Genomic DNA, 23,760 nt, shown 5'->3' with positions numbered 1-23,760 from the left:
GACGTCGCGCGACCCTCAGGCGAGCAGCGCGGCGACGAACGCCGCCGCTGTTGCCGCGAGCCGGACGCGGTCGGCGGCGAGCAGACGTCCGATCTCGCGGCCGGACGGTCCGGTGCGGCCGAGCCGGCCGTGCGCCGGTGCCGCCACGGCCGCCGTGGTCGCCGCCGCGACGGCGTGGCTGGCCAGGGCAGTGAGGGCCCACACCGTGTGCGGGCCGGCGACCAGCACCCAGACGCAGGCGGCGGCCACGACGAAGTAGAGGGGTGCGACGACGTACGAGATGCGCCGCGAGTGCGCGGCGTGCACCTCGTGCCACCGATCGCCGGGCGTCGACGCGAGCGCGGGGTACACGACGATCGTCACGACGGCCTGGAAGCCGAGGTGGAGACCGCTCGCGGCGAGCAGGGCCTCGGTGGAGGTCAGCCCGGTCATCGCAGCAGCCCGACGACCTCGACCTGCCGCAGCAGGAACGTCCGCTCGTCGAGCTTCTTGCGACGCATCCACGTCGTGACCTCGAGATTGCACTTGCTCGCGTTGCACGAGGCGCAGGCCGGCACGACGTTCGTCAGGGTGTACCGACCGCCTCGGGAGATCGGCAGCATGCAGTCCTTCTGCAGCGCGGCGCCGTCGCCGCCGCAGTAGGCGCAGCCTCCCCAGGCCTCCATCAGCGCGTACCACTGGTCGGCGCTGAGGTCGTGCTCGACCGCGGCCATGCGGCGCTTGCGGCGTCGCGCGTGGGTCGCGGCCTTCCTGCTCGTCGGCACGGGGTCGATCGTACGGGCCCGCCGCGGCCGGAGACGACACCGCGGCGGTCAGTGGACCGGCAGGTCGGACCTCCCCTTCTCGCCCAGCGAGTCCTCGGTCGTGATGGTCCTGCGGCCGAGGTCGACATTCAGGTAGTCGCCGTCGTCGCCGGTCGTGACGGTCGGCAGGTCGAGAGTGTCGACGACCCCGCCCTCGGGGACGTCCGAGCCGCAGCCGTCCACGACGAGGACCGACGCGAGGAGGGCGGCGGAGGTGAACCGTCGGGGGTCGGGCATGGCCGTGATCGTCCCATGCGCGGGGCGCGCGGCGCCGATCGCGGAGAAGGGACGCAAGACCCGGGTCCTGCGTCGGTCGGCTCACTATGCTCGGCGCATGCCCGCCCGCAAGGTCGCCAGCGTCGAGGAGTTCCTCGCCCGCCTCGACGACGTCCAGCGCCCGCACGTCGAGGCGCTGCGCGCGCTGAGCCTCGAGGCGGCGGAGGGCACCGAGATCGTCGAGGCGCTGAAGTTCAACTTCCCGGCCTATGCCGCGCAGACCATGGTGTGGACGCTGCAGGTGTTCAAGAACCACTGCTCGGTGCGGTTCCCTGTGGCGTTCTTCGCCGACCGTCGCGACGAGGCGATCGCGGCCGGCTACGACGCGATCGAGGGCGCGCTCACGATCCGGTGGGACCAGGAGGTCCCCGAGGCGATCGTGCGCCGGCTCCTCGCCGAGCGCGTCGACGACTACGAGGCCGGCCACACGGCGTGGTCGACACCCGGGCAGCGCGCCGGCCCGAAGAAGTAGGCCCCTGCGAGGATGGTCCGGTGACCGAAGCACCCGTGATCATCCACACCGACGGCGGCTGCACGCCCAATCCCGGCCCGGGCGGCTGGGGAGCGGTGCTCCGCCAGGGCGAGCACGTGCGCGAGATGTTCGGCGGCGAGCCCACGGCGACGACCAACAACCGCATGGAGCTGACCGCGCCCATCATGGCGCTCGAGGCCCTGCGACGTCCCCTGACCGTGCACCTGCACACCGACAGCACCTACGTCCGCAGCGGCATCACGCAGTGGGTCGCCGGCTGGGAGCGCAACGGCTGGCGCACGTCGTCCAAGCAGCCGGTCAAGAACGTCGACCTGTGGCAGCGGCTCAAGGCGGCCTGCGACCGGCACCAGGTCGAGTGGTTCTGGGTCAAGGGCCACTCGGGCGTGCCCGACAACGAGTTGGCGGACGTCCTCGCGACCAAGGGCATGGCCGAGGCGATGGCCCAGACGGTCTGACGTCCCCGGCCGGGCATCCGAGACTGCCCGACCGGGTCGCTCAGCTGTTGGCGTCGAGGACGAACGCGACGATGACGAGGACGCGAGCGGTGCTCGACGCCGGGGCGCCGGACGGGTTGGACATGGGACCTCCTGGGTGTGACGGCGGGGTCTCGCCGTGGTGAGAGGGTCAATGCCCCTCACCGCCCTCGTCAAACCCCGGGCGTCTGGCCGGTCGCCCACGGGGTACCTGATCGTCCATGAGCACAGATCCCACCCAGGCCCGCAACGACAACACCGACGAGACGACCGAGGAGGACGGACAGCTGGCGAACCCCGGCCCCGTCCCGGTCGAGGCCGAGGACGCGTCCGACACCGGCGAGGGTCGTCCCGGCGACCTGACGGCCGAGGCCGGGCCCGACCAGGACGCCCACCCCGACCGCTGACCCGAGCGGCTCGCGCACCACGCTGGGCCCGTCCAACGCGAGCGTTGGACGGGCCCAGCGGTGCGTCAGGAGCGGGCCTGGAGCGCCTCGGTGAGCATCGCGACGAGCGCCTCGAGCTGGACGTCGGCGGACGACGAGATCTCCTCGTCCGAGCCGTCGAGCGCCCGGGCCGCCAGGCTCGCCTTGCTGTCGATCAGCTCGGCGATCTTGCCGTCGATCGTCTGCGCCGCGATGATGCGCCACGCCGTGACGGGCTCCTCCTGACCGATGCGGTGGACGCGGTCGATCGCCTGCGTCTGCTCGGCGTCGGTCCACGACAGCTCGGCGAGCACGACGTTGGACGCGACCTGCAGGTTGAGGCCGACGCCGGCGGCGGTCAGCGAGCAGACCACGATCTCGACGTCCTCGTCCTGGACGAACGCGTCGATGTTCGCCTGGCGCGTCTTCGCGGTCTGGTCGCCGCGGATCGAGGCGAAGCGGATGCCGCGACGCGTGAACGTCTCCTCGGCGACGTCCATGACGTCGATGTGCTTGGCGAAGAAGACGACCTTGCCGACGTTGCGCGACAGCTGGGCCGCGTAATCGGCGGCGAGGCCGGCCTTGGCCTGGCCGATGCGACGCATCATGCCGAAGACGTTCTGGCCGGTCTTCTCGTCGTCGGCGTCCTCGCGCTCCCAGCGCGCGACGCTGCGGACGAGGTCGTGGTCGATGCCGTCGACCGTGACGCCCGACGTGCGGTTCTCGAGCGCCGAGTCGTAGCGGGCGACCAGGCGGCGCGCGAGCTCCTGCTCGGCCTCGCGGATCGACCGGCCGACGGCGTCGTCGAGCTCGACGGGCAGGTCGGCGATGCGGCGCGCGGGGATGTCGGCCGCGACGTCGACCTTGCGACGGCGGACGATGCCCATGCTGATGACGTTGGTGCGCGCCGACGAGTAGAACCCCGAGTCGGCCGGCGTGAGGCCGGTGTCCTCGAGCCGCTCCATGAGCTCGGCCAGGGGCTTCTTGTCGTCGATCCAGCCGAGGAACTGCCAGATCGCCCGGAAGTCCTCGATGTCGTTGATCAGCGGGGTGCCGGTCAGCGCCATCAGCAGCGGGCGCACCGTGCGGTGGCGGATGCGCTCGGACAGCTCGAGGGCGTGCTTCGAGCGCTGCGAGGTGCGGTTCTTGATGAAGTGCGCCTCGTCGACGACCATGCCGCGGAAGCCGAACTCGCCGAGCCAGCCGACGTGCCGGTCGAGCACCTCGTAGTTGACGACGACGATGTCGGCGAAGCCGTCGATCGAGTCGCCGTCGCCGTGGATCACGGTCGCCTTGCGGCTCGGCGTCCAGATGTCGGCCTCGCGGGCCCAGTTGGTCTTGACGACGTTCGGCACGACGACCAGCAGCGGGTACGCGTCGGCGGCGTGCGCGGCCAGCAGGGCCTGTGCGGTCTTGCCGAGGCCCGGCTCGTCGGCGAGCAGGAACGTGCGGTGCCCCTCGGCGGCCGCGGCGACGACCTGGGCCTGGTGGGGCATGAGCTCGAGGCCGCCGGGCGTCATGAGGAACCCGGGCTCGGGCAGCGGCATGCACGACGACGCGCCGCCGTACTCGAACGCGCGGAACAGGGGGCCGAGCAGCTCCCACGTCGACAGGCGCTTGGGGCTCGCGGTGCGCTGGCCGACGGCGGAGAAGTCGGGCGCGAGGAACGGGTTGGCGAGCTGGCGTGCGACGACCGACTGCGGGACGACACGCCGCTCGGTCACGACGGCCGGGGCAGCGTCGGACGAGTCGGCGACGGGTGTCTCGACACCGGCGGCCTGCAGCATCTCGCTGCGCAGCGTGTCGGCGGCATCGGTGAAGACCGCGTTCTCGTCGAGCAGGGGGTAGACCGTGGGGTCGAGCGCGACGGTCTGGGCGAGGATCGTCGCGACGCCGTCGAGGCGCTTGAGCTGCTCGGCGCGGTGCGCCTCGCTGGCGTCCTTGTCGGCCTTGACGCGTGTGCGCTCCTCACGGACCAGCACGGCCACGACCTGGAACTTCGTGCGTCCGGCGGGGGACAGGGGGCCACGCTGGGCCTTGGCCTCGACCTCGCGGACGGCGCGGGCGAGCACGCGGATGATGTCGCCCTTCTCGAGCGGTCGCTGGCCTGCGCCCCGCGCCTGCCGGGGGGCGGTGCGGGTCGTGCCGGACTGGCGCTGGCCTCGTCGAGCCAAGAGTTCCTCCTGTGGAGTGCCGGACGTCGGTCCGGCGGTACGGCGGCACCGTCCTGCCCGTGGGCCGTGACGCACGACGTCCGGACGTCGTGGCCGGTGCGTCACCCGTCGTCGACCGCCGGGAAACCTGCGTCCGGCGGCGTCGGTCGTGCGGTGGGCCCGGGACGGGCCACGCACGACGGCCCGTGAGCAGTCATCGTCCCTCGGGGACACGCTGCGGGTCGGTGTGCCCCCATGCTACCCCCGCAGTCGTCGCCGCGTCCGCGAACCTCGACGGAACGCCGCCCGGGCTGACGAGCGCAGCGCGGTCGTCAGCCGCCGACGGGGCCCGCGTGGCTGCCGCCCGAGCGCCGCGCCGGCGCCCCGACGGGCTCGTCGGTGCGCGGCGGGGCCAGCCAGACCGCGAACAGCGTCGTGATCGGCACCGCGAGCACGAGCCCGATCGCCCCCACGAGCGTGCGGACGATCTCCTGGCCGATCTCCTCGGTCGTGGCGAGGTCGGCCAGCCCGCGCTGGTACGCCGTCGCGAGCAGCAGGATCGTCATGGCCGAGCCCGCGTAGGCGAACACGAGGGTGTAGACGCTCGACGCGATGTGGTCGCGCCCGATCCGCATCGCCGACGTGAACAGCTCGGCACCGCGGGCGGCGGGCTTGAGCGCCCGCATCTCCCACACCGCGCTGGCCTGCGTCACCGTGACGTCGTTGAGCACGCCGAGCCCGGCGATCACCATCGTGCCGGCCACGATCGCCGACAGCGAGATGTCGGGGACCGTCGCGATCAGCCGCTGGTCGTCCTCGGACCCCACGCCGCTGAGCTGCGACCACCCCGTCGCGGCGACGCCGATCGCAGCCGTCAGCGCGATGCCGACGAGCGTGCCGAACAGCGCCGACGTCGTGCGGATCGAGATGCCGTGCGCGAGGTACAGCACGACGATCATGATGACGGTCGAGCCGACCACCGCCACGGCCAGCGTCGACTCGCCGGCCAGGAACGCCGGCAGCATGAACTTGGTGACGGCCAGCAGCGTCACGCCGATCCCGACCAGCGCGAACAGCCCGCGCCACCGGGCGATCGCCACCACCAGCACCGCGAAGATCGCGGCCAGTGCGACGAGCGGCACGCCGCGCTTGAAGTCGAGGAACTCGTACGACGCCTCCTGGCCGGCCGGCTCGATGCGGATCAGCGAGATGTCGTCGCCGGGCTCGATGCCGGCCTTGTAGCGGGACGCGTCGAGCTCGAACGTGCCGGTGCCGCCGGGCACCGTGGCCGTGACGCGGGCGCAGTCGCCGGCGACCTCGACCGAGCCGTCGGGACCCTCGCCGCCGCTGTTGCACCCGAACGGCTCGACCTTGGTGACGGTGGCGTCGACCGTGCTGACGCCCTCGCCGCTGTACGGGTTCTGGTCCTTCGGCACCTGGTCGGCATCGGGCCACAGCAGGATCATCGCGACGACCGCGATCGCCGAGATCGTCATGACGACCATCGACAGACCGACCGCGAGGCCGCGACGGGGCGGTCCGGCGTCGACGGGAGCGTGGGAGTGCGAGTGCGAATGTGCCACGATGACAGCGTGCCAGAGGACGCTGAACACCTGCCCGGAGCGGTCGGTGGGGTCACCCGCATCGGCCGCACGGTGCGTCGCCCGACGGGCCCGTGGACGCCCGCGGTGCACGAGCTGCTGACCTTCCTCGACGCCGAGGGCCTGCGCGGCGTCCCGGCGCTGCACGGCGTCGACGACGAGGGCCGCGAGGTGCTCGAGCACGTCGAGGGTCGCGGGGTGCCGGTCGACGACGAGGTCGTGCTCGACACGGTCCTCGAGGAGGCCGTGACGTGGCTGCGCGACTTCCACGACGTCGTCGAGGGGTTCCGTCCGTCCGGGGTGCGGACCTGGCGCGGGGGCGATGCCGAGCTCGCCGCCGACCAGGTCGTCTGCCACAACGACCCGGGCGCGTACAACTGGATCATCCAGAGCGGGCACTTCGTCGCGATGATCGACTGGGACATGGCCGGGCCCGGACGCGCGATCGACGACCTCGCCTTCATGGCCTGGACCGCGATCCCGCTGTACCGCGAGATCCCGGTCGGAGACGTCGCCCGTCGCCTCGACATCCTGGTCGACGCCTACGGCGAGTGGGGCCCGATGACGGTGCTCGAGGCCGTCGTCGAGCGCATGTCGACGGCGTCCGACCGGATCGAGGCGGGCCAGGCCCGCGGCGACCAGGGGTTCGTCAACCTCGGGCGCGTCGGCGAGCCGCAGCGCACCCGCGACCGTGTCGCGGCCTTCCGTGCGCGCATCCCGGCGATCGAGGCGGCACTGTGAGCCGGTCGTGACGCAGCGTCCGCCGCTCGCCGAGATGCTCGACCTGCAGCCCCACCCCGAGGGCGGCTGGTACCGCCGCACCTGGGCCTCGGACGTCGAGGTGACCCTGCCGGACGGGCGGGTGCGACCCACGGCCACGACGATCCTGTTCCTGCTGCCGTCGGGGGAGTCGTCGGCGTGGCACCGGGTCGCCTCGGACGAGCTGTGGATCGCCCAGCACGGCTCGGTGCGGCTCGAGCTCGGCGGCACGGGCGGGCGTCCCGCGGCGACGGAGGTGGTCGTGGTCGGGCTCGATCTCGGCGCCGGGGACGCCGCACAGGTTCTCGTGCCCGCCGGTGTGTGGCAGCGCACCGTCCCGTCGTCGACCGACGCGCTGGTCGGCTGCGTGGTCTCGCCGGGCTTCGACTTCGACGACTTCGAGCTGGCCGACGACGCGTGAGGCTCAGCCGCGCACGAGGCGCGGCATCCCGAACGCCGTGCGGACGCCCCGCGAGTGCAGCACCGAGTCGGGTGCGCGGCCGACGACCCCCGGCAGTCCTGCCGCCGCGACCAGGTCGTCGTCGAGGTGCTCCAGCTCGGCACGCCGCAGCGGCCACGGCTCGTGGTGGTTCGGGATCCAGAGCGTCCGGCCCATCCAGCGGGTGTGCAGGCCGAACCGGGCGGTGACGAACTCGTCCACGGCCGACGGCCGGGTGATCGGGTCGCCCACGCGGACGCGCATCGTGCCCCCGGCCCCGTGCGGTCGCGGCCAGCGCCGGTGGGTCGTGTACTCGATCGTGTCGCCCTGCTCGGCGATGCTCATGCGCGCCCAGGTGTAGGGGGTGGCGAAGGCCAGGCGGGCGCCGATCGCGACGGCCAGCCGGACGGTCTCGAGGGACCGGAACACCACGCCGTGGCGACCCTGCGCGTCGACGGAGTAGAGGCGGACGTTGGTCTCGGCGAAGTCGCCGAAGTAGGGCACGGCCGGTCCGCGGCCGAAGCCGGCGTGCCGCATGTCGAACGGGATCAGGCCGACGTACGTGACACCGTCGAGGACGTCCGGGCGCGTCAGCGGCGGCAGCAGCGGCGCGACCAGCTCGGGGTCGACCGCCCAGTGCACGAACGAGATGCGGTTCCAGTCCTGCTGCATGATGCGGGGGCCGCGGAGGGGTTCGGGCACAGTACTGAACGTGTTCACTTCTCGAGTATGGAGCCGTCCGGGCGTCCCGGCGCGGTGGACGGGCGCGGATCGCGTCACACGCGGGGTGTGACCGGCATCACGTCTAGGGTGTCGTGATGGACTCCGCGCTCACGACCGTCGGCCTGCCGCTCGCCCTGGGCATCATCATGTTCGGCCTCGGGCTGTCGCTCACGGCCGACGACTTCCGTCGCGTCCGCCGGCAGCCCCGAGCCGTCGCGATCGCGCTGGTGTGCCAGCTGCTCGTGCTGCCCCTCGTGTGCTTCGGGCTGGTCGTGGTGCTCGACCTCGACCCCCTGCTGGGCATCGGCATGCTGCTGCTGGCGGCGTCGCCGGGCGGCACCAGCGCCAACCTGTTCAGCCACCTGTTCCACGGCGACGTCGCGCTCAACGTGACGCTCACGGCGATCAACTCGGTCATCGCGATCTTCTCGCTGCCGGTCATCACGAACCTCGCGATCGCCTACTACGACCGGCAGGACTCGGTGTCGCTGCAGTTCTCGAAGGTCGTCGAGGTGTTCGCGATCGTGCTCGTCCCCGTGCTGCTCGGGATGCTGGTGCGCTCGGCCAGGCCCGGGTTCGCCGGTGCCGCCGAGCGTCCGGTCCGCATCGGGTCGGCCGCGGTGCTCGCGATCCTCGTGATCGGCATCCTGGTCGACCAGCGCGAGCAGGTCGGCGAGTACGTCGGCGACGTCGGCCTGGCGACGGGGCTGTTCTGCGCCGCGAGCCTCGTGATCGGCTACGTCGTGCCGAAGGCCTTGGGCGTCACGGCGGCGCAGGCCATCGCGTCGTCGATGGAGATCGGCGTGCACAACGCGACGCTGGCGATCTACATCGCCGTCGAGGTGCTCGACTCCACGGAGGTGTCGGTGCCGGCCGCCGTCTACTCGATCTTCATGTTCGTCTTCGCGGCCCTGTGGGGCCACGCCATCTCGCGCCGGGTCGCCCGCGAGCCGGCCTGACGTCAGAGGCCGAGCCAGCGGTCGGTGAGCTCGTTGGCGAACGTGCCGTCGGGGTCCCAGCGGCCGACCAGCGCCCGGAACTCGGGCAGGCGGGGGTACGCGGCCAGCAGGCGCTCGGGCGTCGTCTCGAACACCTTGCCCCAGTGCGGTCGCGCCGCGAACGGGGCCAGGGCGTCGTCGAGCGTCGGCAGGAAGGCCTCGACCCCCTCGACGTCCATGCGCCACGTGAAGTGCAGCGCGACGCAGTCGACGTCGTGGCTGGGGCTCAGCCAGAGCCCGTCGCCGGCGACGGTGCGGATCTCGGAGACCAGCAGGATCGGCGCGAGTCCCTCGCGGAGGCCCCGCACCGCCCGGATCGCCTCGAGCGCGACGGTGCGCGGCACGAGGTACTCGGTCTGCAGCTCGTCGCCGTCGCTCGGCGTGAACTCGAGCCGGAAGTGCGGCAGGCGGTCCCACCACGGGCCCGGCAGGCCGAGCTGGCGGGTCGTGGCACCGGCGTCGACGTCCGGCAGGGGGTGCATCTCGCGGGTCGCGAGCGAGGCGCCGAACAGCTCGGTCACGGCGCCGTCGTCGACGCGCGACTTCGTCCAGACCTGGTGCGGCCCGCCGTCGGTCCAGTCGGTGAACATGCTGACGCTGTAGGCGCTCGAGGTGACGGCGTCGAAGTGCTCCTCGACGTCCGACCACGGCAGGTGCTCGAAGAGGTCCTGGCGCACCTCGAACCGCGGGACGACGTCGAGCGTCACGTGGGTCAGGATCCCGAGCCGTCCGAGGGAGACGACCGCGCCGTCGAACTCGTCGTCGCCCCGTCGCACGTCGACCGGCTCGCCGTCGGCGCGGACCAGCCGGATCGCGGCGACGGCGGCGGCCAGGCTGCCGTTGCGGTCACCCGAGCCGTGGGTGCCGGTGGCGATCGCCCCGGCGACCGAGATGTGGGGGAGCGAGGCCAGGTTCGGCAGCGCCCAGCCCGCGGCGTCGAGCTGCTCGACGAGCTCGCCGTAGCGCAGCCCGGCCGACACCGTGACGACGCGGGCGGGCTCGTCGACGCTGACGGTCACCGGCAGGTCGGCGACCGACACCTGCGCCTCGTCGGTGTCGGCGATGCGGTTGAACGAGTGGCGCGACCCGACCGCACGGACGTGGGTCGCGTCGCGCACGACCTGCTGCAGCTCGTCGGTCGTCGTCGGGCGGTGGAGGGTGTGGGCGCCGTACGTCAGGTTGCCGGCCCAGTTGGTCGTGGTCACCGGTCCAGTGTGCGCCCACGGTCCGGACGGCGCGCGCTTGCCGTGAGGGGTTGACTGGGCGCATGGCACCTCAGCGCAGCGGCACGGCACGTCGGTGGATGGCTCGCGAGCTCGGCTCGCCCGAGGGCTGGACGCTGGAGGAGCACGACCTGCCGGCCCCGGCCGCGGACGAGGTGACGATCGAGGTGCGCGCCGCGGGCATGAACCCCGCCGACGTCAAGCACGTCGCCGCGGGCACCGACGCCGGCCGGCTGCCGGTCGCGATCGGCTACGAGGTCGCGGGGGTCGTCGCCGCGGTCGGCTCGGCGGTCGAGGGCCGTGCGGTGGGCGACGAGGTCCTGGCCTTCCGGATCAGCGGCGGGTACGCGTCGGCCGTCAACGTCCCGGCAGCGGACGTGCTGGCGAAGCCGGCCTCGCTGGGGTTCGCCGAGGCGGCCAACCTGCTGCTCGCCGGTGCGACGGCCGCCGACATGCTGCGCGCCGCCCGGGTCGCCTCGGGCGACACGGTGCTGCTGCACGGCGCGTCCGGGGCGGTCGGCGTGAGCGTCCTGCAGCAGGCGCGGATGCTCGGCGCGACGGTCGTCGGCACCGCCAGCCCCGGACGGTTCGCGGTCGTCGAGGGCTTCGGCGGCACGGCCGTCGCGCACGGCGACGGGCTCGAGCAGCGGGCCCGCGACGCGGCGCCGTCCGGCTACGACGTCGCCCTCGACGCGGTGGGCACCGACGAGGCCGTCGACGTCTCGCTGGCCCTGGTCTCCGACCGCACCCGCGTCGTGACGATCGCGGCCAGGGCGAGGGCGCAGCAGGACGGCTTCACGGCGCTGGCCGGCGCCGATCCCGAGAGTGCCCGCTTCCGCGACGGCGTCCGCGCGCGGCTGGTCGAGCTGGCGGGCGGCGGCGAGCTCGTGGTGCCGGTCGCGCGCACGTACGCCCTCGACGACGCGCAGGCGGCCGTCGCCGAGCTGATGGGCGGCCACCCCGGCGGCAAGCTCGCGCTCGTCCCCTGACGCGGCCCGCGGCCGGGTCCTACGATGTGGGCATGGGCGAGGTCTACTTCGACGAGGACGACGACGCGGCCGAGCTCGTGGCCGCTCTCGACGCCGAGGGCTACTCCACGACGCTGCGGCGCGAGGCGTTCGCGGGCGAGGAGGACTGGGACGACCGCGCGTGGGTGCTGGTCGTCGAGCCCTTCGACGAACGGGTCGTCGACATGGTCGACGTCTACGGCGGCTGGCTCCCCGGCGATCCTCAGGAGCCCGCGGCGGAACCGCCCCCGCTCCCGGGCCAGCCCCGACGTCTCAAGCACTGACGGGGTCGGCTCACGCGTCGAGGTGGTCCTTCAGGAACTGCACCTGCAGCAGCTTGAGGTTCTCGGCCACGACCTCCTGCGGCGTCATGTGGGTGACGCCCGACAGCGGCAGGACGGTGTGCGCCCTGCCCGCCGCCAGCAGGGCTGACGACAGCCGCAGCGTGTGCGCCGCCACGACGTTGTCGTCGGCCAGCCCGTGGATCAGCATCAGCGGACGCTCGAGCAGCGGCGCCAGCGGGATCAGCGAGTTGCGGTCGTAGACGTCGGCGTTCGTCGCCGGGTCGCCGAGGTAGCGCTCGGTGTAGCACGTGTCGTACAGGCGCCACTCGGTCACGGGCGCCCCGGCGACCGCGGCGCGGAACACGTCGGGACGCTTCAGCACCGCGAGGGCCGAGAGGTAGCCGCCGTACGACCAGCCCGTGATGCCGACGCGCGACGTGTCGACGTCGTCGGGGTACGCCGCCGCGACGGCCTCGAGCGCGACGACCTGGTCGTCGAGGGTCGCCCCGGCGAAGTCGTGGTGGATCGTGTGCTCCCACGCGGGCCCGCGTCCCGGGGTGCCCCGGCCGTCCGCGACGACGACGCAGAAGCCCTGGTCGGCCAGCCACTGGGCCTCGAGGAAGCCGCGGGCCGAGGCGAGCACGCGCTGGGCGTGCGGACCGCCGTACGGGTCCATCAGCACGGGCAGCCGCGCCGATCCACGCTCGTGGCCGTGGGGGAACAGCACGGCCGTGCGGATCTCGTCGGCGCCGGCCCGCAGCATCGTGACCTGCGGCTCGAACGGTGCGGGCTCCGACACGACCCGGACGCTCGTCGGCTCGGCGCCGTCGCGGTGCACCGTGACGGTCGTGCCGACGACGTCGAGCGCCGACCTGACCACGACGGTCGTCGGACCGCCGACGACGGCGCCGTGCACCGCCGCGCCGCGTGTCAGCGGCACGACGGACCCGTCGAGGCCGAACCGCACGACCTGCACCTCGGCGGGCTCCTCGGACGCCGTCGCCACGACGCAGTCGTCGTACACCTCGACGATCGACCGCACCTGCCAGCCGTCGGGGGTCACGGGCTCGCCGTCGACCGCGACGTGCCACGACGTCCCCGCCTCGACCGTGACGAGCCGTCCGTCGGGCGTCCACCGCGGGGCGGACGTCAGCTCGACCCAGAAGTCGGAGCGCGTCGTGCGCAGCACCGTCGTGGCGCCGGTCGAGACGTCGACCGACAGCACCTGCGACGAGACCTGGTCGCGGCTCATGACCTGCAGCAGCGGCGCGCCGTCGGCCGACCAGGTGACCCGGCCGAGGTACTCGTGCTCGGCGCGGTCCCAGACGATCTCGGTGCGGCGGCCGTCGAGGCCGACGTGCCACAGGGTCACGTCGGCGTTGGGCGTGCCCGCCGCGGGGTAGCGCTGGGCGACGGGCTCGCGCTCGGGGTTCTCGGGGTCGGCGACGAACCACGTCCGCACCGGCGCGTCGTCGAAGCGCTCGACGAGCAGCGACTCGCCGTCGGGCGCCCACCAGAAGCCACGGAAGCGGTCCATCTCCTCGGCCGCGATGAACTCGGCCTGGCCCCACACCTCGGTGTCGGACTCCGGCGACACGAGCGCCCGCTCGTCGTCGCCGTCGACGCCGACGACCCGCAGGGCGCCGCCCGAGGCGTACGCGATGCGGCGGCCGGTCGGGTCGAGACGGGGGTCGATGACGGCTCCGACGCTGGGCAGGGCGTGCACGGCCCCGCCCTCTCCCAGGCCCACGGCCCACAGGCGTCCTGACAGCGCGAAGCACGCCCAGCGCCCGGTCGCGTCGACGTCGTAGGCCACGAGGCCGGCCGCCGACTCGCGGCTGCGCTCGCGGCGCGAGCGCTCCTCGGCCGAGAGCTGCTCGCCGTCGTCGCCGAGCAGCTCGGCGGGGTCGACCAGGACGGTCTCGGCGCCCGTCGCGACGTCGTGCTCCCACAGCTGGCCCGTGCGCGTCACGCCGTCGGGGGTGCGGATGAAGCGCACCGTGCCGCCGTCGGGCGACACCGTGATCGAGCGGGGGACACCGAGCGTGAAGCGCAGGGTCCGGGCGGCCAGGCGGGGGTACGAGACGGTCATGCGTCGAGTCAATCATTGTCGGCGTCGGCGGACGCGCTCCGGCCAGTAGCCTTGGGCCCATGACGACCCCCGACCGCCGCCTGCTGCTCGTCCACGCCCATCCGGACGACGAGTCGCTCAACAACGGCGCGACGATGGCCAAGTACGTCGCCGACGGGGCCCGGGTGACGCTCGTGACGTGCACGCTGGGCGAGATGGGCGAGATCCTCGTGCCCGAGCTCGAGCACCTCGCGGCCGACCGCGACGACGCACTGGGCGAGCACCGGGCCGGCGAGCTCGCCGCGGCGATGGCCGAGCTGGGCGTCACCGACCACCGTCTGCTGGGCGGTGCCGGACGCTTCCGCGACTCCGGCATGAAGTGGGACGAGAACGGTCATGCGACCGCCGCCGACGAGATCCACGACAACGCGTTCTGGAACGCCGACCTGCTGGTCGCGGCGACCGAGCTGGCCGCGGTCATCCGCGAGGTGCGGCCCCAGGTGCTCGTGACGTACGACGACTTCGGCAACTACGGCCACCCCGACCACGTCCAGGCGCACCGCGTCGCGCACTACGGTGCCGACCTCGCCGCCGCGCGCTCGTACCGCCCCGATCTCGGCGAGGCGTGGGACGTCGCCAAGATCTACTGGGTCGCGATGTCGGCGTCGCGGTTCCGCGAGGGCCTGCGGGCCATCCGGGCGACGGGCGACACCACGACGTTCGAGGGCATGGACCCCGATCACCTGCCGCCGTTCGCGATCGAGGACGAGCACCTCGACGCCGTCATCGAGGCCCCCGAGCACGTGCAGGCCAAGCTCGCGGCGATGAAGGCGCACCGCAGCCAGATCACCGAGGACGGCATGTTCTTCGCCGGCGGCATGGACATGGCGGCGGTCGTGTGGGGCAGCGAGTTCTACCGCCTCGTCAAGGGCGCCCGCGGGCCGGTCGGCGACAGCGGGCTCGAGGAAGACCTGTTCGCAGGTCTGTAGGCCGACGTGCTGCGTGTCATCCTCGTGGTCGTCGGGGCCTACGACTGCCTGCTGGGGGCCGTGGTGCACCGGCAGGTGTGGGCCGCGGGCGGCGTGACGTGGCCGTGGGGGCTCGTCGCGACGGTCGTCGTGACGGCCCTCGTGACGGTCGCGGCGAACGACGCGATGCGCGTGGGAGGGGCGTGGATGGCGATCGGCTGGGCGGGTGCGCTGCTGGCGTTGCAGTGGTCGCCCGGCGGCAGCTACCTCGTCGCCTCCGACGGTCTCGGGATGGCGTTCACGGCCGGGTCGCTGGGGGTCATCGTGCTTGTCGTGGCGGCGCGAACTAGGCTCGGACCACGATCGTGACGGGGGACGGACAGCCTTTCGCGGCACATCCCGCCGCTGTGGCCCCGCCCCGCGTGGCGAGATGCTGATCCAGGGGAGACACGCATGACCGACCAGACGCCAGACCGTCCGCGCGACGACGACGCGACGGCCGACGACGTGACGGTCGACCCGGAGACCGGGTTGGTCCTCGAGAACGACGAGCTCGACCTGACCGACGCCCCGCCCGCCGACGAGTCGCCCACGCCCGCCGACGAGTCGCCCGCGCCCGCTGTCGAGTCACCCGCGCCCGCTGACGAGTCACCCACGCCCGTCCGGCGCACCCCGGTCGAGGACGGCCCGGCGCCCGAGACCCGCGTGGCCCGCGACGACGATCTCGTCATCCCCGCTCATGCCGTCAGCGACGACTGGGACGACCGCCCCCAGGCGTCCGCCGACGGCGGCGACCACGCCGACGGCGGCAGCGACAGCGGCACCGGGTCGGGATCGTCCCGCCACTGGGGTCGGTACGCGCTGCTCGCGGTCGTCGCGCTGGTCGGCGCCGCGTACGTGACGGGCTACTTCCTGACGGGCACGCGCATGCCGTCCGACACGACGATCGCCGGCGTCGACGTCTCGGGCCAGTCGCCCGCCGACGCGCGCGCGACGCTCGAGCAGGCCCTGGCCCCCGTCGCCGATCGTGAGATCGACCTGACGTACGGCCGCAAGACCTTCGCGATCAAGCCGGCCGACGCCGGTCTGGCGCTCGACGCCGACCGGTCGGTCGCCGCGGCGGGCGGCGCCCGCAGCTGGGACCCGCGCGACATGGTCGCGCTGTTCGTCGGCGACCACGAGCACGCCCCCGTGCTCGACGTCGACGACGCCGCGCTGGCGAGCTCGGTCGCGGCGATCAGCGAGGGCATCGACCAGGAGGTCGTCGAGCCGCAGATCACCTTCCCGAAGGCCACGCCCACGGCACGTCAGCCGAAGGCCGGCCTGGTCGTGTCGCGCTCCGACGCCGCCGACGCGATCCGCGCCGCGTACCTCGTCAGCGACGAACCCATCGAGGTGCCGACCGCCGCGGTCGAGCCGACGGTCGACGCCGACGGCCTCGCGGCCGCCATGACGCAGATCGCCGAGCCGGCCGTCAGCGGTCCGGTGACGCTGAAGGTCGGCGACACGTCGGTCGCGCTGCCGGTCACGGCCTTCGCCCCCGCCCTCACGGTGCAGGTGCAGGACGGCTCGCTGAAGCCCGTCATCGACGCCGAGGAGCTCGCCGGGCCGCTGACCGACTCGACCACCGGCATCGGCACCAAGGCCGTCGACGCGACGGTCAGGATCGAGGGCGGCAAGCCCGTCGTCGTCCCGGGCAAGGAGGGCCTCGGCCTGCAGCCCGAGGAGATGGCGACGGCGCTCGTCCCGGCCCTGACGCAGACCGGCGACGCGCGCTCGGTCGAGGTCGAGGCCAAGGTCGTCCAGCCGCAGTTCACGACCGCCGACGCCGAGGCGCTCAAGATCACCGAGAAGATCGGCGAGTTCGAGACGAAGTTCCCCTACGCCGAGTACCGCAACACCAACCAGAGCCGCGGTGCCGAGCTGATCAACGGCGCGATCGTCAAGCCCGGCGAGACGTTCAGCTTCAACGACACGGTCGGCGAGCGCACCGAGGCCAACGGCTTCGTGACCGGCACCGTCATCAACGGCGGGGTGTTCCGCGAGGAGCTCGGCGGCGGCGTCTCGCAGGTCGTCACGACGCTCTACAACGCGGGATTCTTCGGCGGCATGGAGGACGTCGAGCACCACCCGCACGCCTTCTACATCGACCGCTACCCGGTCGGGCGCGAGGCGACGGTCTACTACGGCAGCCTCGACCTGCGCTTCAAGAACCCCACCGACTACGGCGTCCTGATCCGCGCGTACGTCAACAAGAGCACCCCGGGCACGCAGGGCGAGATGCACGTCGAGCTCTGGAGCACCAAGGTCTGGGACAGGGTCGAGGCCGACGCGTCGCCGCGCCGCAACGGCCGGTCGCCCGGCACGCAGTACGACGACACCGACCGGTGCGTCGCCCAGGCGCCCATCGCCGGCTTCGACATCGACATCGTCCGCAAGTTCATCAAGGACGGCAAGGTCGCCAAGACCGAGACCGACACCGCCAACTACCAGGCGGCCGACCGCGTCATCTGCGGCAAGAAGCCCGAGCCGAAGGACGACTGACGCCGCCGGCCACCGCTCTCAGGCCGACGGCTCGCGGTAGACGTAGTCGTGGTGGTCGACGAAGCCGAACGGCCGGTAGAGCGCGAGCGCGGCCTCGTTGCTGCGCATGGTCTGCAGGTACGCCTTGTCGGCACCGTGCCCGACGGCCCACGCCAGGGACGTCTCGACGATGCGTCGTGCGAGCCCGCGCCGCCTCGCCTCCGGGGCCACCTCGACGGCCGACAGTCCCGCCCACTCACCCGTGACGACGACGCGGCCGATCGCCTCGCCCGGTGCGCCGATCGCGACGAAGCCGACCTGCGCGGGGGCCTCCATGACGGCGCGCGCGTCGGCGGGGTCGCTGACGCGTCCGTAGCGCGAGAGCCACGCGTCGTCGGCGACGGGGGAGACGCGGGCGTCCGCGTCGTGCGCGTAGGTGCCGGACGCCCCGAGGTCGGCCACCTGCACGACCGCGCCGCCGTGGTACCCGTCCATCGGCGCCCACCCCGCGGCCGCCAGCAGCCGGTCGTGCTCCGAGCCGACGACGACCTGGGCCAGCGGCGGTGCCGAGCGCTCGCGGTAGAAGTCGCGCACCCGCGCGAGCGCGTCGTCGAACGGCATGCCGGGGGAGCCCGTCACGGCGACGGAGTTGGCGCGGCCCGTGAAGCGTCCGGCCGCGCGCAGCTCCCACTCGCCCAGCGGGACCGACTCGATCGCCGGCCAGCCGCGTGAGGTGATGCGGGTCAGCTCCTCGGCGTCGATCGCGACGGCACGTCGGCGCCGCACCGGACGGTCGGGGACGCGCTTCCAGGTCGTGACGGTCGCCCGGTCGACGACCCGCGGACATCCGTCCCGCTGCTCGATCGTGAGCGAGTCGTCGTCGACCGCCAGGACGTGCCCGACGACGTCGGTCATCTGCGGGCCGCCGGTCGGGCCGACACCGCCCGTCTCATGCCGCACGACGATGCGGGTGCCCACCTCGGGAGCGTCTAGAGTCATGGTTCAAGCCTTCCACGAGATGTGAGGCGGACCCAACTAGTCCATCCGTCCGACCGGGCGGGATACTGGTCGAAGCTCGCCGCAGTAGCTCAAGCAGTCGTTTAGGAGACGCCCCCGTGACGTACGTGATCGCTCAGCCGTGTGTGGACATCAAGGACCGCGCCTGCGTGGACGAATGCCCCGTCGACTGCATCTACGAGGGCAAGCGGATGCTCTACATCCACCCCGACGAGTGCGTCGACTGCGGTGCCTGCGAGCCCGTGTGCCCCGTCGAGGCGATCTTCTACGAGGACGACACGCCGCCGGAGTGGAAGGACTACTACGACGCGAACGTCAACTTCTTCGACGACCTGGGCTCGCCCGGCGGCGCCGCGAAGCTCGGCGTGATCGACAAGGATCACCCGATGATCGACGCACTGCCCCCGCAGAACCAGGAGTAGTCCGCATGGGCGCACCGGACGCATCGCGGGTGTCGACCCGATTCCCCGAGTTCCCGTGGGACACGCTGGCCGGTGCCAAGCAGCGCGCGGCCGAGCACGTCGACGGCATCGTCGACCTGTCGATCGGCACGCCGGTCGACCCGACGCCCGACGTCGCGCGCGAGGCCCTCGTGGCCGCGGCCGACGCGCCCGGCTACCCGACGGTGTTCGGGCCCGAGTCGCTGCGGCAGGCCGCCGTCGACTGGCTCGAGCGGCGGTTCGGCGTCACGGGCCTGACAGCGTCGCAGGTGCTGCCGACGGTCGGCTCGAAGGAGCTCATCGCGAACCTCCCGATGCAGCTGGGCCTCGGGCCGGACGACCTGGTCGTCGTCCCCGAGCTCGCCTACCCGACCTACGAGGTGGGCGCGCGCTACGCCGGTTGCCAGGTGCTGGCCGCCGACTCGCCCGACGTCATCGCGCAGCACCGTCCCGCGCTGGTCTACGTCAACTCCCCGGCCAACCCGCACGGCCAGATCCTCGGCGCCGACCACCTGCGCACGATGGTCGAGCTGGCCCGCGACCTCGGCGCCCTGCTGGTGTCGGACGAGTGCTACCTCGAGTTCGCGTGGGACGGTGAGCCGGTCTCGGTGCTGCACCCCGACGTCTGCGGCGGCTCGTCCGAGGGCCTGCTCGCGGTGCACTCGCTGTCGAAGCGCTCGAACCTGGCCGGCTACCGCGACGCCTTCGTGACCGGCGACGAGTCGGTCGTCACCGAGCTGCTGGCGGTGCGCAAGCACCTCGGCTTCATGCTGCCGACCCCCGTGCAGGCGGCGATGACCGCGGCGCTGGCCGACGACGACCACGTCGCCGAGCAGCGCGAGCGCTACGCCGCGCGGCGTAGCGACCTGCGCGCGGCGCTGGAGTCGGCGGGCTTCACGGTCGAGCACTCCGAGGGCGCGCTGTACCTCTGGGCGACGCGCGGCGAACCGTGCCGCGACACGATCGCGTGGCTGGCCGAGCGCGGCGTCCTCGCGGCTCCCGGCGACTTCTACGGCACGGCCGGCGCCCGGCACGTACGCATCGCCTTCACGGCCACCGACGAGCGCGTCGCGTCGGCCGTGCGGCGCCTCACCGCCTGACCCGCGTCCGTCGCGCAGGGCGGTGAGCGAGCGACCTGACGCCGACCAGGGCGGTGAGCGAGCGACCCGTCCGGGCCCGGCACACGTCGCTCGGTCACCGCCCACGCAGGGGACCCGCGTCAGTTGGTCGAGACGCGGACGGTCGTCGACCGGGGCACGTCGCCCCGGGTCCACCCCTTGTCGGAGTCGACGGCCGTCCACCGGTAGCCGTCGAACGTCACCTCGGCGATGCCGAGGAACGCTGCCTGCCCGACCAGGTACTGCGCGATGGCCCACCCGCGGGCCTCGATGTCGGCGGCCCGCCCGCTGAGCGGGTACGACGCGTCGTCGCCGTTGCGGACGACCGCGATGTCGCCGAACGCTTCGCGCACGTCCTCGACGACGGCCGTGGTGCTGCCGCTGCCGCCGGCGTTGACCTGGCACGTGAAGCGGGCCGGGCTGTAGCCGCGCAGGGTCGAGGCGAGCGCACGCGAGTAGTCCTCGTGCTGCGCGTACGCCTGCGGGAAGCCCGATCGCTGCACCAGCTGCGCCGCGTCGTTGATGACCATGTCCTGGTAGCCGTCGATCTTCACCAGGGCGTCGTAGAACTCGCCGATCGCGTAGTGGGGGTCCATGATCTGCTCGACCGTTCCCCAGCCCTGCGAGGGACGCTGCTGGAACAGCCCCACGGAGTCGCGGTCGCCGTAGTCGATGTTGTGGATCCTCGACTCCTGGAAGGCCGTCGCGATCGCGATCGTCGTCGCCCGCGGCGGCAGCCCCCGCTGCTGCGCGATCGCGGCGATCAGCGACGCCCACCGCCCCTGCTCGAGGTCGAGCTGGGCGCGCGTGTCGCCGACCGTCGCGACGCAGAACTCCGCCCGCAGCGGGGCCCGGTCGCGCACGACCGTCGCGAACAGCACCAGGGCCGTCACGAGACCCGCCACGACGAACCAGCGCAACCTCACGCCGGCACCCTAGTTGGCGTGCAGGGCCGCGTTGAGCTCGATGCCGGTGCGCTCGCCGCGCGGACGTGCCTCGAGCACGCCCGTCGCGCTGTCGACCAGGAACAGGATGCCGTCCTGGCCCGTGAGCTCGGAGGCCTTGACGACCGAGCCGTCGGGCGTCGTGACCTTCGAGCCGGCCGTCACGTAGGTGCCGGCCGCGACGACGCAGTCGTCGCCCAGCGAGATGCCGATGCCGGCGTTGGCGCCGATCAGGCAGTTGCGACCCACCCGGATGACCTCCTTGCCGCCGCCCGACAGCGTGCCCATGATCGACGCGCCACCTCCGATGTCGGAACCGTCGCCGACCGTGACGCCGGCCGAGATGCGTCCCTCGACCATCGCGTGGCCCAGGGTGCCGGCGTTGAAGTTGACGAAGCCCTCGTGCATCACCGTGGTGCCCTCGGCCAGGTGCGCCCCGAGCCGGACGCGGTCGGCGTCGCCGATGCGGACGCCGCTCGGCACGACGTAGTCGGTCATGCGGGGGAACTTGTCGACGCTCGTGACCTGGACGTGCTGGCCGGCCGCGCGGGCCCGGGCGCGGGTCGCCTCGAAGTCGGCGACCGCGCAGGGGCCGATCGACGTCCACACGACGTTGGCCAGCAGGCCGAACTGACCGTCTAGGCTCAGCCCGTGGGGGCGGACGAGACGGTGCGACAGCAGGTGCAGGCGCAGCCACACGTCGTAGGCGTCGGTGGGGGCGGACTGCAGGTCGTCGACGCGGGTCAGCACGACGGCCTTGGTCACCTGGCGGACGGGGTCGTCGCCCTCGAGAGCCGTCAGCTCGGCGGGCTCCAGCCCGTTGTCGGGTGCCGCGCCCAGCCGGGGCTCGGGGTACCAGACGTCGAGCACCGTGCCGTCGGCGGTCAGGGTCGCGAGACCGTAGGCGTGGGCGCCGGGGTGTTCCTCGGAAGTCATGGGTCAAACCTAGCGGGACGCGGGTGAGGTCCCGGGAGACGCCTGCGAGGCGGATGTCGACGTCCTATCGTCGGTGCATGAGACGTGTCAGGTGGTTGCTGTGCCTGCTGCTCGCGGTCGTCGCGTGTGGGGAGTCGGGAGGCGGGTCGGCCGGCGAGGTGGCGCTGGCGACGTACGCCGATGGGGTCGACGACGCCGAGACGCTGTACGTCACCGGGACGCTCGAGGTGCGAGGTGGATGCCTCGCCGCGGCCGTCACGGAGGACGACGAGACGTCTCACGCACTGCTGCGTCTGCCGTCCGACGACGCCGATGGCCCGGAGTGGACGGGCGGGCGGCTGCAGTTCCACGGTCGTTCGTACGACGTGGGGTCGGAGCTGGTGTTCCGCGCGACCGTCTCCGCGACGCCCGAGGTCGACGACGTGCCGCCGAGCTGCCGGGACGCGGACGTCGTGGCGACCGTCTCCGCGACGCCCGAGGTCGTGGACCTGGGCCTCGACCCCGCAGCGACGGTGCTCGGCTCCGGCGCGCAGCCCCGTGTCGCCGTCGCCGAGCTCTCGAACGCCGGCATGGATGCGGCGATGCGCTCCGAGCTGGCCGTGGTGGGCGATCGATGCCTCGGCGTCGGCGACGCGTCCGGCGCCGGCACCCTGCTGATCTGGCCGTTCGGGACGACCGTCTTGTACGGTCCCGAGCCCGTGGTCACCCTTCCGGGCGGGACGACCTACGCCGTGGGCGATGTGCTCGACCTCGGCGGCGGGTTCGTCTCGGAGGACGACGCCCCCCGGCCCGACCCGATCGAGGGCCTGCCGGACGAGTGCCAGGGCCTGAGCCGGTTCCTCGTGTCGCCGTACTAGCGCACCGTGCGGGTGCCGCGGCTACGACTTCGGGAGGCCGTCCTTGGTGCACAGCGAGCCGATCTCCGAGCTCTTGTCCTGGGCGATGAGCTTGAACATCCGCGGAGCACGCTCGGGGTCCCACGTCACGGCGAAGTCGCGCAGCGGCACGGTGCAGTTGAGCCCCTTGCCGCCCATCGACGACGACAGCGCGAGGGCGAACTTGCCGAGCGAGATGGGTCCGACGTCCTCGCCGATCGTCAGCGAGCCCGAGGCCCCGGAGGCGACGCTCAGGTAGCGCAACGGGTTGAGGACGGTCCAGGGCGACTTGGCCTCGCCGGCGATCGAGCCGAGCACCTCGCGCTGGCTCTGCACGCGCTGGATGTCCTGCGTGGCGTAGGAGTGACGGTTGCGCGAGTACGCCAGCGCGGTGCGTCCGTCGGCGGTCTGGCAGCCCTTCTTGACGTCGAGCCCCGAGTCCTTGTCCTTGATGTTCTCCGTGGGGCAGATCTCGACCCCGCCCAGGGAGTCGACGACCTTGACCAGACCGCCGAAGCCGACCTCGACGTAGTCGTCGACGCGGATGCCGGTGTTGTCCTCGATCGTCTTGACCAGCAGCTTGGGTCCGCCGTACGCGTACGCCGCGTTGACCTTGGTGCGGCCGTAGCCGGGGATGTCGACGATCGAGTCGCGCGGGATCGACATCAGGACGTCGGGCCCGGCGCCGGTGTGCAGCATCATGATCGTGTCGGTGCGACCGCGCCCGCCGCCGTCGCCACCGGTCGACAGCTCCTTCTGCTCGGCCTTGGTCAGTCCGCGGCGGCTGTCGGAGCCGACCAGCAGGTACGTCGTCCCGGGCTGGTCGGCGGGACGGTCGCCGCCCGGGTCGGCGTCGACCTTGGCGATCTTGCCCCACGCCCAGATCGGGACGGCGACGAGGAAGACGATCCAGGCCAGCACCAGGATGCCGGCGACGCGTCGCTTGGTGCGTCGCTTCTTCGGCCGGGGAGGCTCGCCGGCCGCGGGCCGGCCGCGGCCACCCGGCGGGGGGAGGTTGGGGGGCGGGAGCTGCGGCGGGGGCAGCTCGGAACCGTCCGCACGGGGCGCCGGACGCGTGCTGTCGTCCTCGCCGTAGAGCCACCCGTAGTTGCCCTGCGGGCGCTGATCTGACATGGAGACGACCGTACCGGACCCCGCGTCGCCGACACCGCAGCCGACCGCGGGGCAGCGCGTCGAAATTGCGCGGCGCG

General features: G+C 72.9%; 26 protein-coding genes. 14 read left to right on the top strand and 12 right to left on the bottom strand.

The features are described 5' to 3' along the window. Positions 1-15 precede the first annotated feature (15 nt). From IFT73_RS13485 to IFT73_RS13475, 3 genes are read right to left on the bottom strand one after another with little or no spacing between them, the layout of a single operon-like run. On the bottom strand, positions 16-432 hold the full coding sequence (locus IFT73_RS13485; protein ID WP_197984168.1) for a hypothetical protein: 417 nt from the start codon (positions 430-432) through the stop codon (positions 16-18). Further along, on the bottom strand, positions 429-764 hold the full coding sequence (locus tag IFT73_RS13480) for an HNH endonuclease (protein WP_371811274.1): 336 nt from the start codon (positions 762-764) through the stop codon (positions 429-431). The genes IFT73_RS13485 and IFT73_RS13480 overlap by 4 nt, the downstream gene beginning before the upstream one ends. Before the next feature lie 48 nt (positions 765-812). Next, complete coding sequence (locus IFT73_RS13475) at positions 813-1,040, bottom strand: hypothetical protein (RefSeq protein ID WP_192168067.1); 228 nt, start codon at positions 1,038-1,040, stop codon at positions 813-815. A 97-nt stretch (positions 1,041-1,137) separates the two neighbouring features. Here IFT73_RS13475 and IFT73_RS13470 point away from each other — a divergent pair, with 97 nt between their 5' ends. From IFT73_RS13470 to IFT73_RS13460, 3 genes are all read left to right on the top strand, one after another. Then, positions 1,138-1,551, top strand: coding sequence for a DUF1801 domain-containing protein (locus IFT73_RS13470; RefSeq protein ID WP_192168066.1), 414 nt, complete (start codon positions 1,138-1,140; stop codon positions 1,549-1,551). Between the two features lie 20 nt (positions 1,552-1,571). Continuing rightward, positions 1,572-2,027: a ribonuclease HI gene (gene rnhA / locus IFT73_RS13465; protein ID WP_192168065.1), complete on the top strand. Its 456-nt coding sequence runs from the start codon at positions 1,572-1,574 to the stop codon at positions 2,025-2,027. Between the two features lie 239 nt (positions 2,028-2,266). Further along, positions 2,267-2,452, top strand: coding sequence for a hypothetical protein (locus tag IFT73_RS13460; protein WP_192168064.1), 186 nt, complete (start codon positions 2,267-2,269; stop codon positions 2,450-2,452). Between the two features lie 65 nt (positions 2,453-2,517). On the opposite strand, the gene IFT73_RS13455 is transcribed toward IFT73_RS13460, so the two are convergent. Continuing rightward, positions 2,518-4,644, bottom strand: a complete 2,127-nt coding sequence (locus IFT73_RS13455) for a DEAD/DEAH box helicase (protein ID WP_192168063.1) — start codon at positions 4,642-4,644, stop codon at positions 2,518-2,520. A gap of 311 nt (positions 4,645-4,955) precedes the next feature. Continuing rightward, the gene (locus IFT73_RS13450) at positions 4,956-6,206 is read right to left on the bottom strand and encodes a YibE/F family protein (protein WP_192168062.1); all 1,251 of its coding nucleotides are present in this window, start codon (positions 6,204-6,206) and stop codon (positions 4,956-4,958) included. 9 nt (positions 6,207-6,215) lie between these two features. On the opposite strand from IFT73_RS13450, the gene IFT73_RS13445 reads away from it, so the two are divergent. Together IFT73_RS13445 and IFT73_RS13440 are read left to right on the top strand one after the other, a co-directional pair. Further along, entirely contained in the window at positions 6,216-6,965 is a 750-nt protein-coding gene (locus tag IFT73_RS13445; protein WP_371811273.1) for a phosphotransferase, read from the top strand. A gap of 7 nt (positions 6,966-6,972) precedes the next feature. Then, complete coding sequence (locus tag IFT73_RS13440) at positions 6,973-7,404, top strand: cupin domain-containing protein (RefSeq protein ID WP_371811272.1); 432 nt, start codon at positions 6,973-6,975, stop codon at positions 7,402-7,404. A gap of 3 nt (positions 7,405-7,407) precedes the next feature. On the opposite strand, the gene IFT73_RS13435 is transcribed toward IFT73_RS13440, so the two are convergent. Further along, positions 7,408-8,124 (bottom strand): YqjF family protein, encoded by a 717-nt coding sequence (locus tag IFT73_RS13435; RefSeq protein ID WP_371811271.1) that lies wholly within the window; start codon positions 8,122-8,124, stop codon positions 7,408-7,410. A gap of 116 nt (positions 8,125-8,240) precedes the next feature. Between IFT73_RS13435 and IFT73_RS13430 the strand changes: the two genes are divergently transcribed. Further along, the gene (locus IFT73_RS13430) at positions 8,241-9,104 is read left to right on the top strand and encodes a bile acid:sodium symporter family protein (RefSeq protein ID WP_192168060.1); all 864 of its coding nucleotides are present in this window, start codon (positions 8,241-8,243) and stop codon (positions 9,102-9,104) included. Between the two features lie 2 nt (positions 9,105-9,106). On the opposite strand, the gene IFT73_RS13425 is transcribed toward IFT73_RS13430, so the two are convergent. Beyond that, entirely contained in the window at positions 9,107-10,348 is a 1,242-nt protein-coding gene (locus IFT73_RS13425; protein WP_192168059.1) for an FAD-binding protein, read from the bottom strand. A 62-nt stretch (positions 10,349-10,410) separates the two neighbouring features. Between IFT73_RS13425 and IFT73_RS13420 the strand changes: the two genes are divergently transcribed. Both IFT73_RS13420 and IFT73_RS13415 read left to right on the top strand, forming a co-directional pair. Further along, on the top strand, positions 10,411-11,355 hold the full coding sequence (locus IFT73_RS13420) for an NADP-dependent oxidoreductase (protein ID WP_192168058.1): 945 nt from the start codon (positions 10,411-10,413) through the stop codon (positions 11,353-11,355). Positions 11,356-11,387: 32 nt separating this feature from the next. After that, on the top strand, positions 11,388-11,657 hold the full coding sequence (locus IFT73_RS13415) for a hypothetical protein (RefSeq protein ID WP_192168057.1): 270 nt from the start codon (positions 11,388-11,390) through the stop codon (positions 11,655-11,657). Positions 11,658-11,667: 10 nt separating this feature from the next. Here IFT73_RS13415 and IFT73_RS13410 read toward each other — a convergent pair whose 3' ends face one another. Continuing rightward, positions 11,668-13,749: a prolyl oligopeptidase family serine peptidase gene (locus IFT73_RS13410; protein ID WP_192168056.1), complete on the bottom strand. Its 2,082-nt coding sequence runs from the start codon at positions 13,747-13,749 to the stop codon at positions 11,668-11,670. A gap of 59 nt (positions 13,750-13,808) precedes the next feature. Between IFT73_RS13410 and mshB the strand changes: the two genes are divergently transcribed. The 3 genes from mshB to IFT73_RS13395 all read left to right on the top strand — a co-directional run bounded on the left by mshB (position 13,809) and on the right by IFT73_RS13395 (position 17,240). Next, a complete protein-coding gene (gene mshB / locus IFT73_RS13405; RefSeq protein WP_192168055.1) occupies positions 13,809-14,717 on the top strand; it encodes an N-acetyl-1-D-myo-inositol-2-amino-2-deoxy-alpha-D-glucopyranoside deacetylase in 909 nt (302 codons plus the stop codon). 6 nt (positions 14,718-14,723) lie between these two features. Beyond that, positions 14,724-15,065, top strand: coding sequence for a hypothetical protein (locus IFT73_RS13400; RefSeq protein WP_192168054.1), 342 nt, complete (start codon positions 14,724-14,726; stop codon positions 15,063-15,065). An 84-nt stretch (positions 15,066-15,149) separates the two neighbouring features. Then, the gene (locus tag IFT73_RS13395) at positions 15,150-17,240 is read left to right on the top strand and encodes a VanW family protein (RefSeq protein ID WP_192168053.1); all 2,091 of its coding nucleotides are present in this window, start codon (positions 15,150-15,152) and stop codon (positions 17,238-17,240) included. 18 nt (positions 17,241-17,258) lie between these two features. Here the strand turns inward: IFT73_RS13395 and IFT73_RS13390 are convergent, their stop codons facing one another. After that, positions 17,259-18,218, bottom strand: coding sequence for a GNAT family N-acetyltransferase (locus tag IFT73_RS13390; RefSeq protein WP_192168052.1), 960 nt, complete (start codon positions 18,216-18,218; stop codon positions 17,259-17,261). A gap of 116 nt (positions 18,219-18,334) precedes the next feature. Between IFT73_RS13390 and fdxA the strand changes: the two genes are divergently transcribed. Together fdxA and dapC are read left to right on the top strand one after the other, a co-directional pair. Beyond that, positions 18,335-18,658, top strand: a complete 324-nt coding sequence (gene fdxA / locus IFT73_RS13385) for a ferredoxin (RefSeq protein ID WP_056611057.1) — start codon at positions 18,335-18,337, stop codon at positions 18,656-18,658. Between the two features lie 5 nt (positions 18,659-18,663). After that, on the top strand, positions 18,664-19,776 hold the full coding sequence (gene dapC, locus IFT73_RS13380) for a succinyldiaminopimelate transaminase (RefSeq protein ID WP_192168051.1): 1,113 nt from the start codon (positions 18,664-18,666) through the stop codon (positions 19,774-19,776). A gap of 119 nt (positions 19,777-19,895) precedes the next feature. Here dapC and IFT73_RS13375 read toward each other — a convergent pair whose 3' ends face one another. Beyond that, positions 19,896-20,720, bottom strand: a complete 825-nt coding sequence (locus IFT73_RS13375) for a hypothetical protein (RefSeq protein WP_192168050.1) — start codon at positions 20,718-20,720, stop codon at positions 19,896-19,898. A gap of 9 nt (positions 20,721-20,729) precedes the next feature. Then, on the bottom strand, positions 20,730-21,674 hold the full coding sequence (dapD, locus tag IFT73_RS13370; protein ID WP_192168049.1) for a 2,3,4,5-tetrahydropyridine-2,6-dicarboxylate N-succinyltransferase: 945 nt from the start codon (positions 21,672-21,674) through the stop codon (positions 20,730-20,732). A gap of 77 nt (positions 21,675-21,751) precedes the next feature. On the opposite strand from dapD, the gene IFT73_RS13365 reads away from it, so the two are divergent. After that, a complete protein-coding gene (locus IFT73_RS13365; RefSeq protein WP_192168048.1) occupies positions 21,752-22,531 on the top strand; it encodes a hypothetical protein in 780 nt (259 codons plus the stop codon). A 21-nt stretch (positions 22,532-22,552) separates the two neighbouring features. On the opposite strand, the gene IFT73_RS13360 is transcribed toward IFT73_RS13365, so the two are convergent. Then, a complete protein-coding gene (locus tag IFT73_RS13360) occupies positions 22,553-23,683 on the bottom strand; it encodes an LCP family protein (protein WP_192168047.1) in 1,131 nt (376 codons plus the stop codon). Positions 23,684-23,760: the final 77 nt, after the last annotated feature.

Source organism: Aeromicrobium sp. CFBP 8757, assembly GCF_014841755.1.
Classification (GTDB): domain Bacteria; phylum Actinomycetota; class Actinomycetes; order Propionibacteriales; family Nocardioidaceae; genus Aeromicrobium.
The sequence above is the reverse complement of the archived record's forward strand: the minus strand, read 5'-3'. Positions and strand labels throughout refer to the sequence as shown.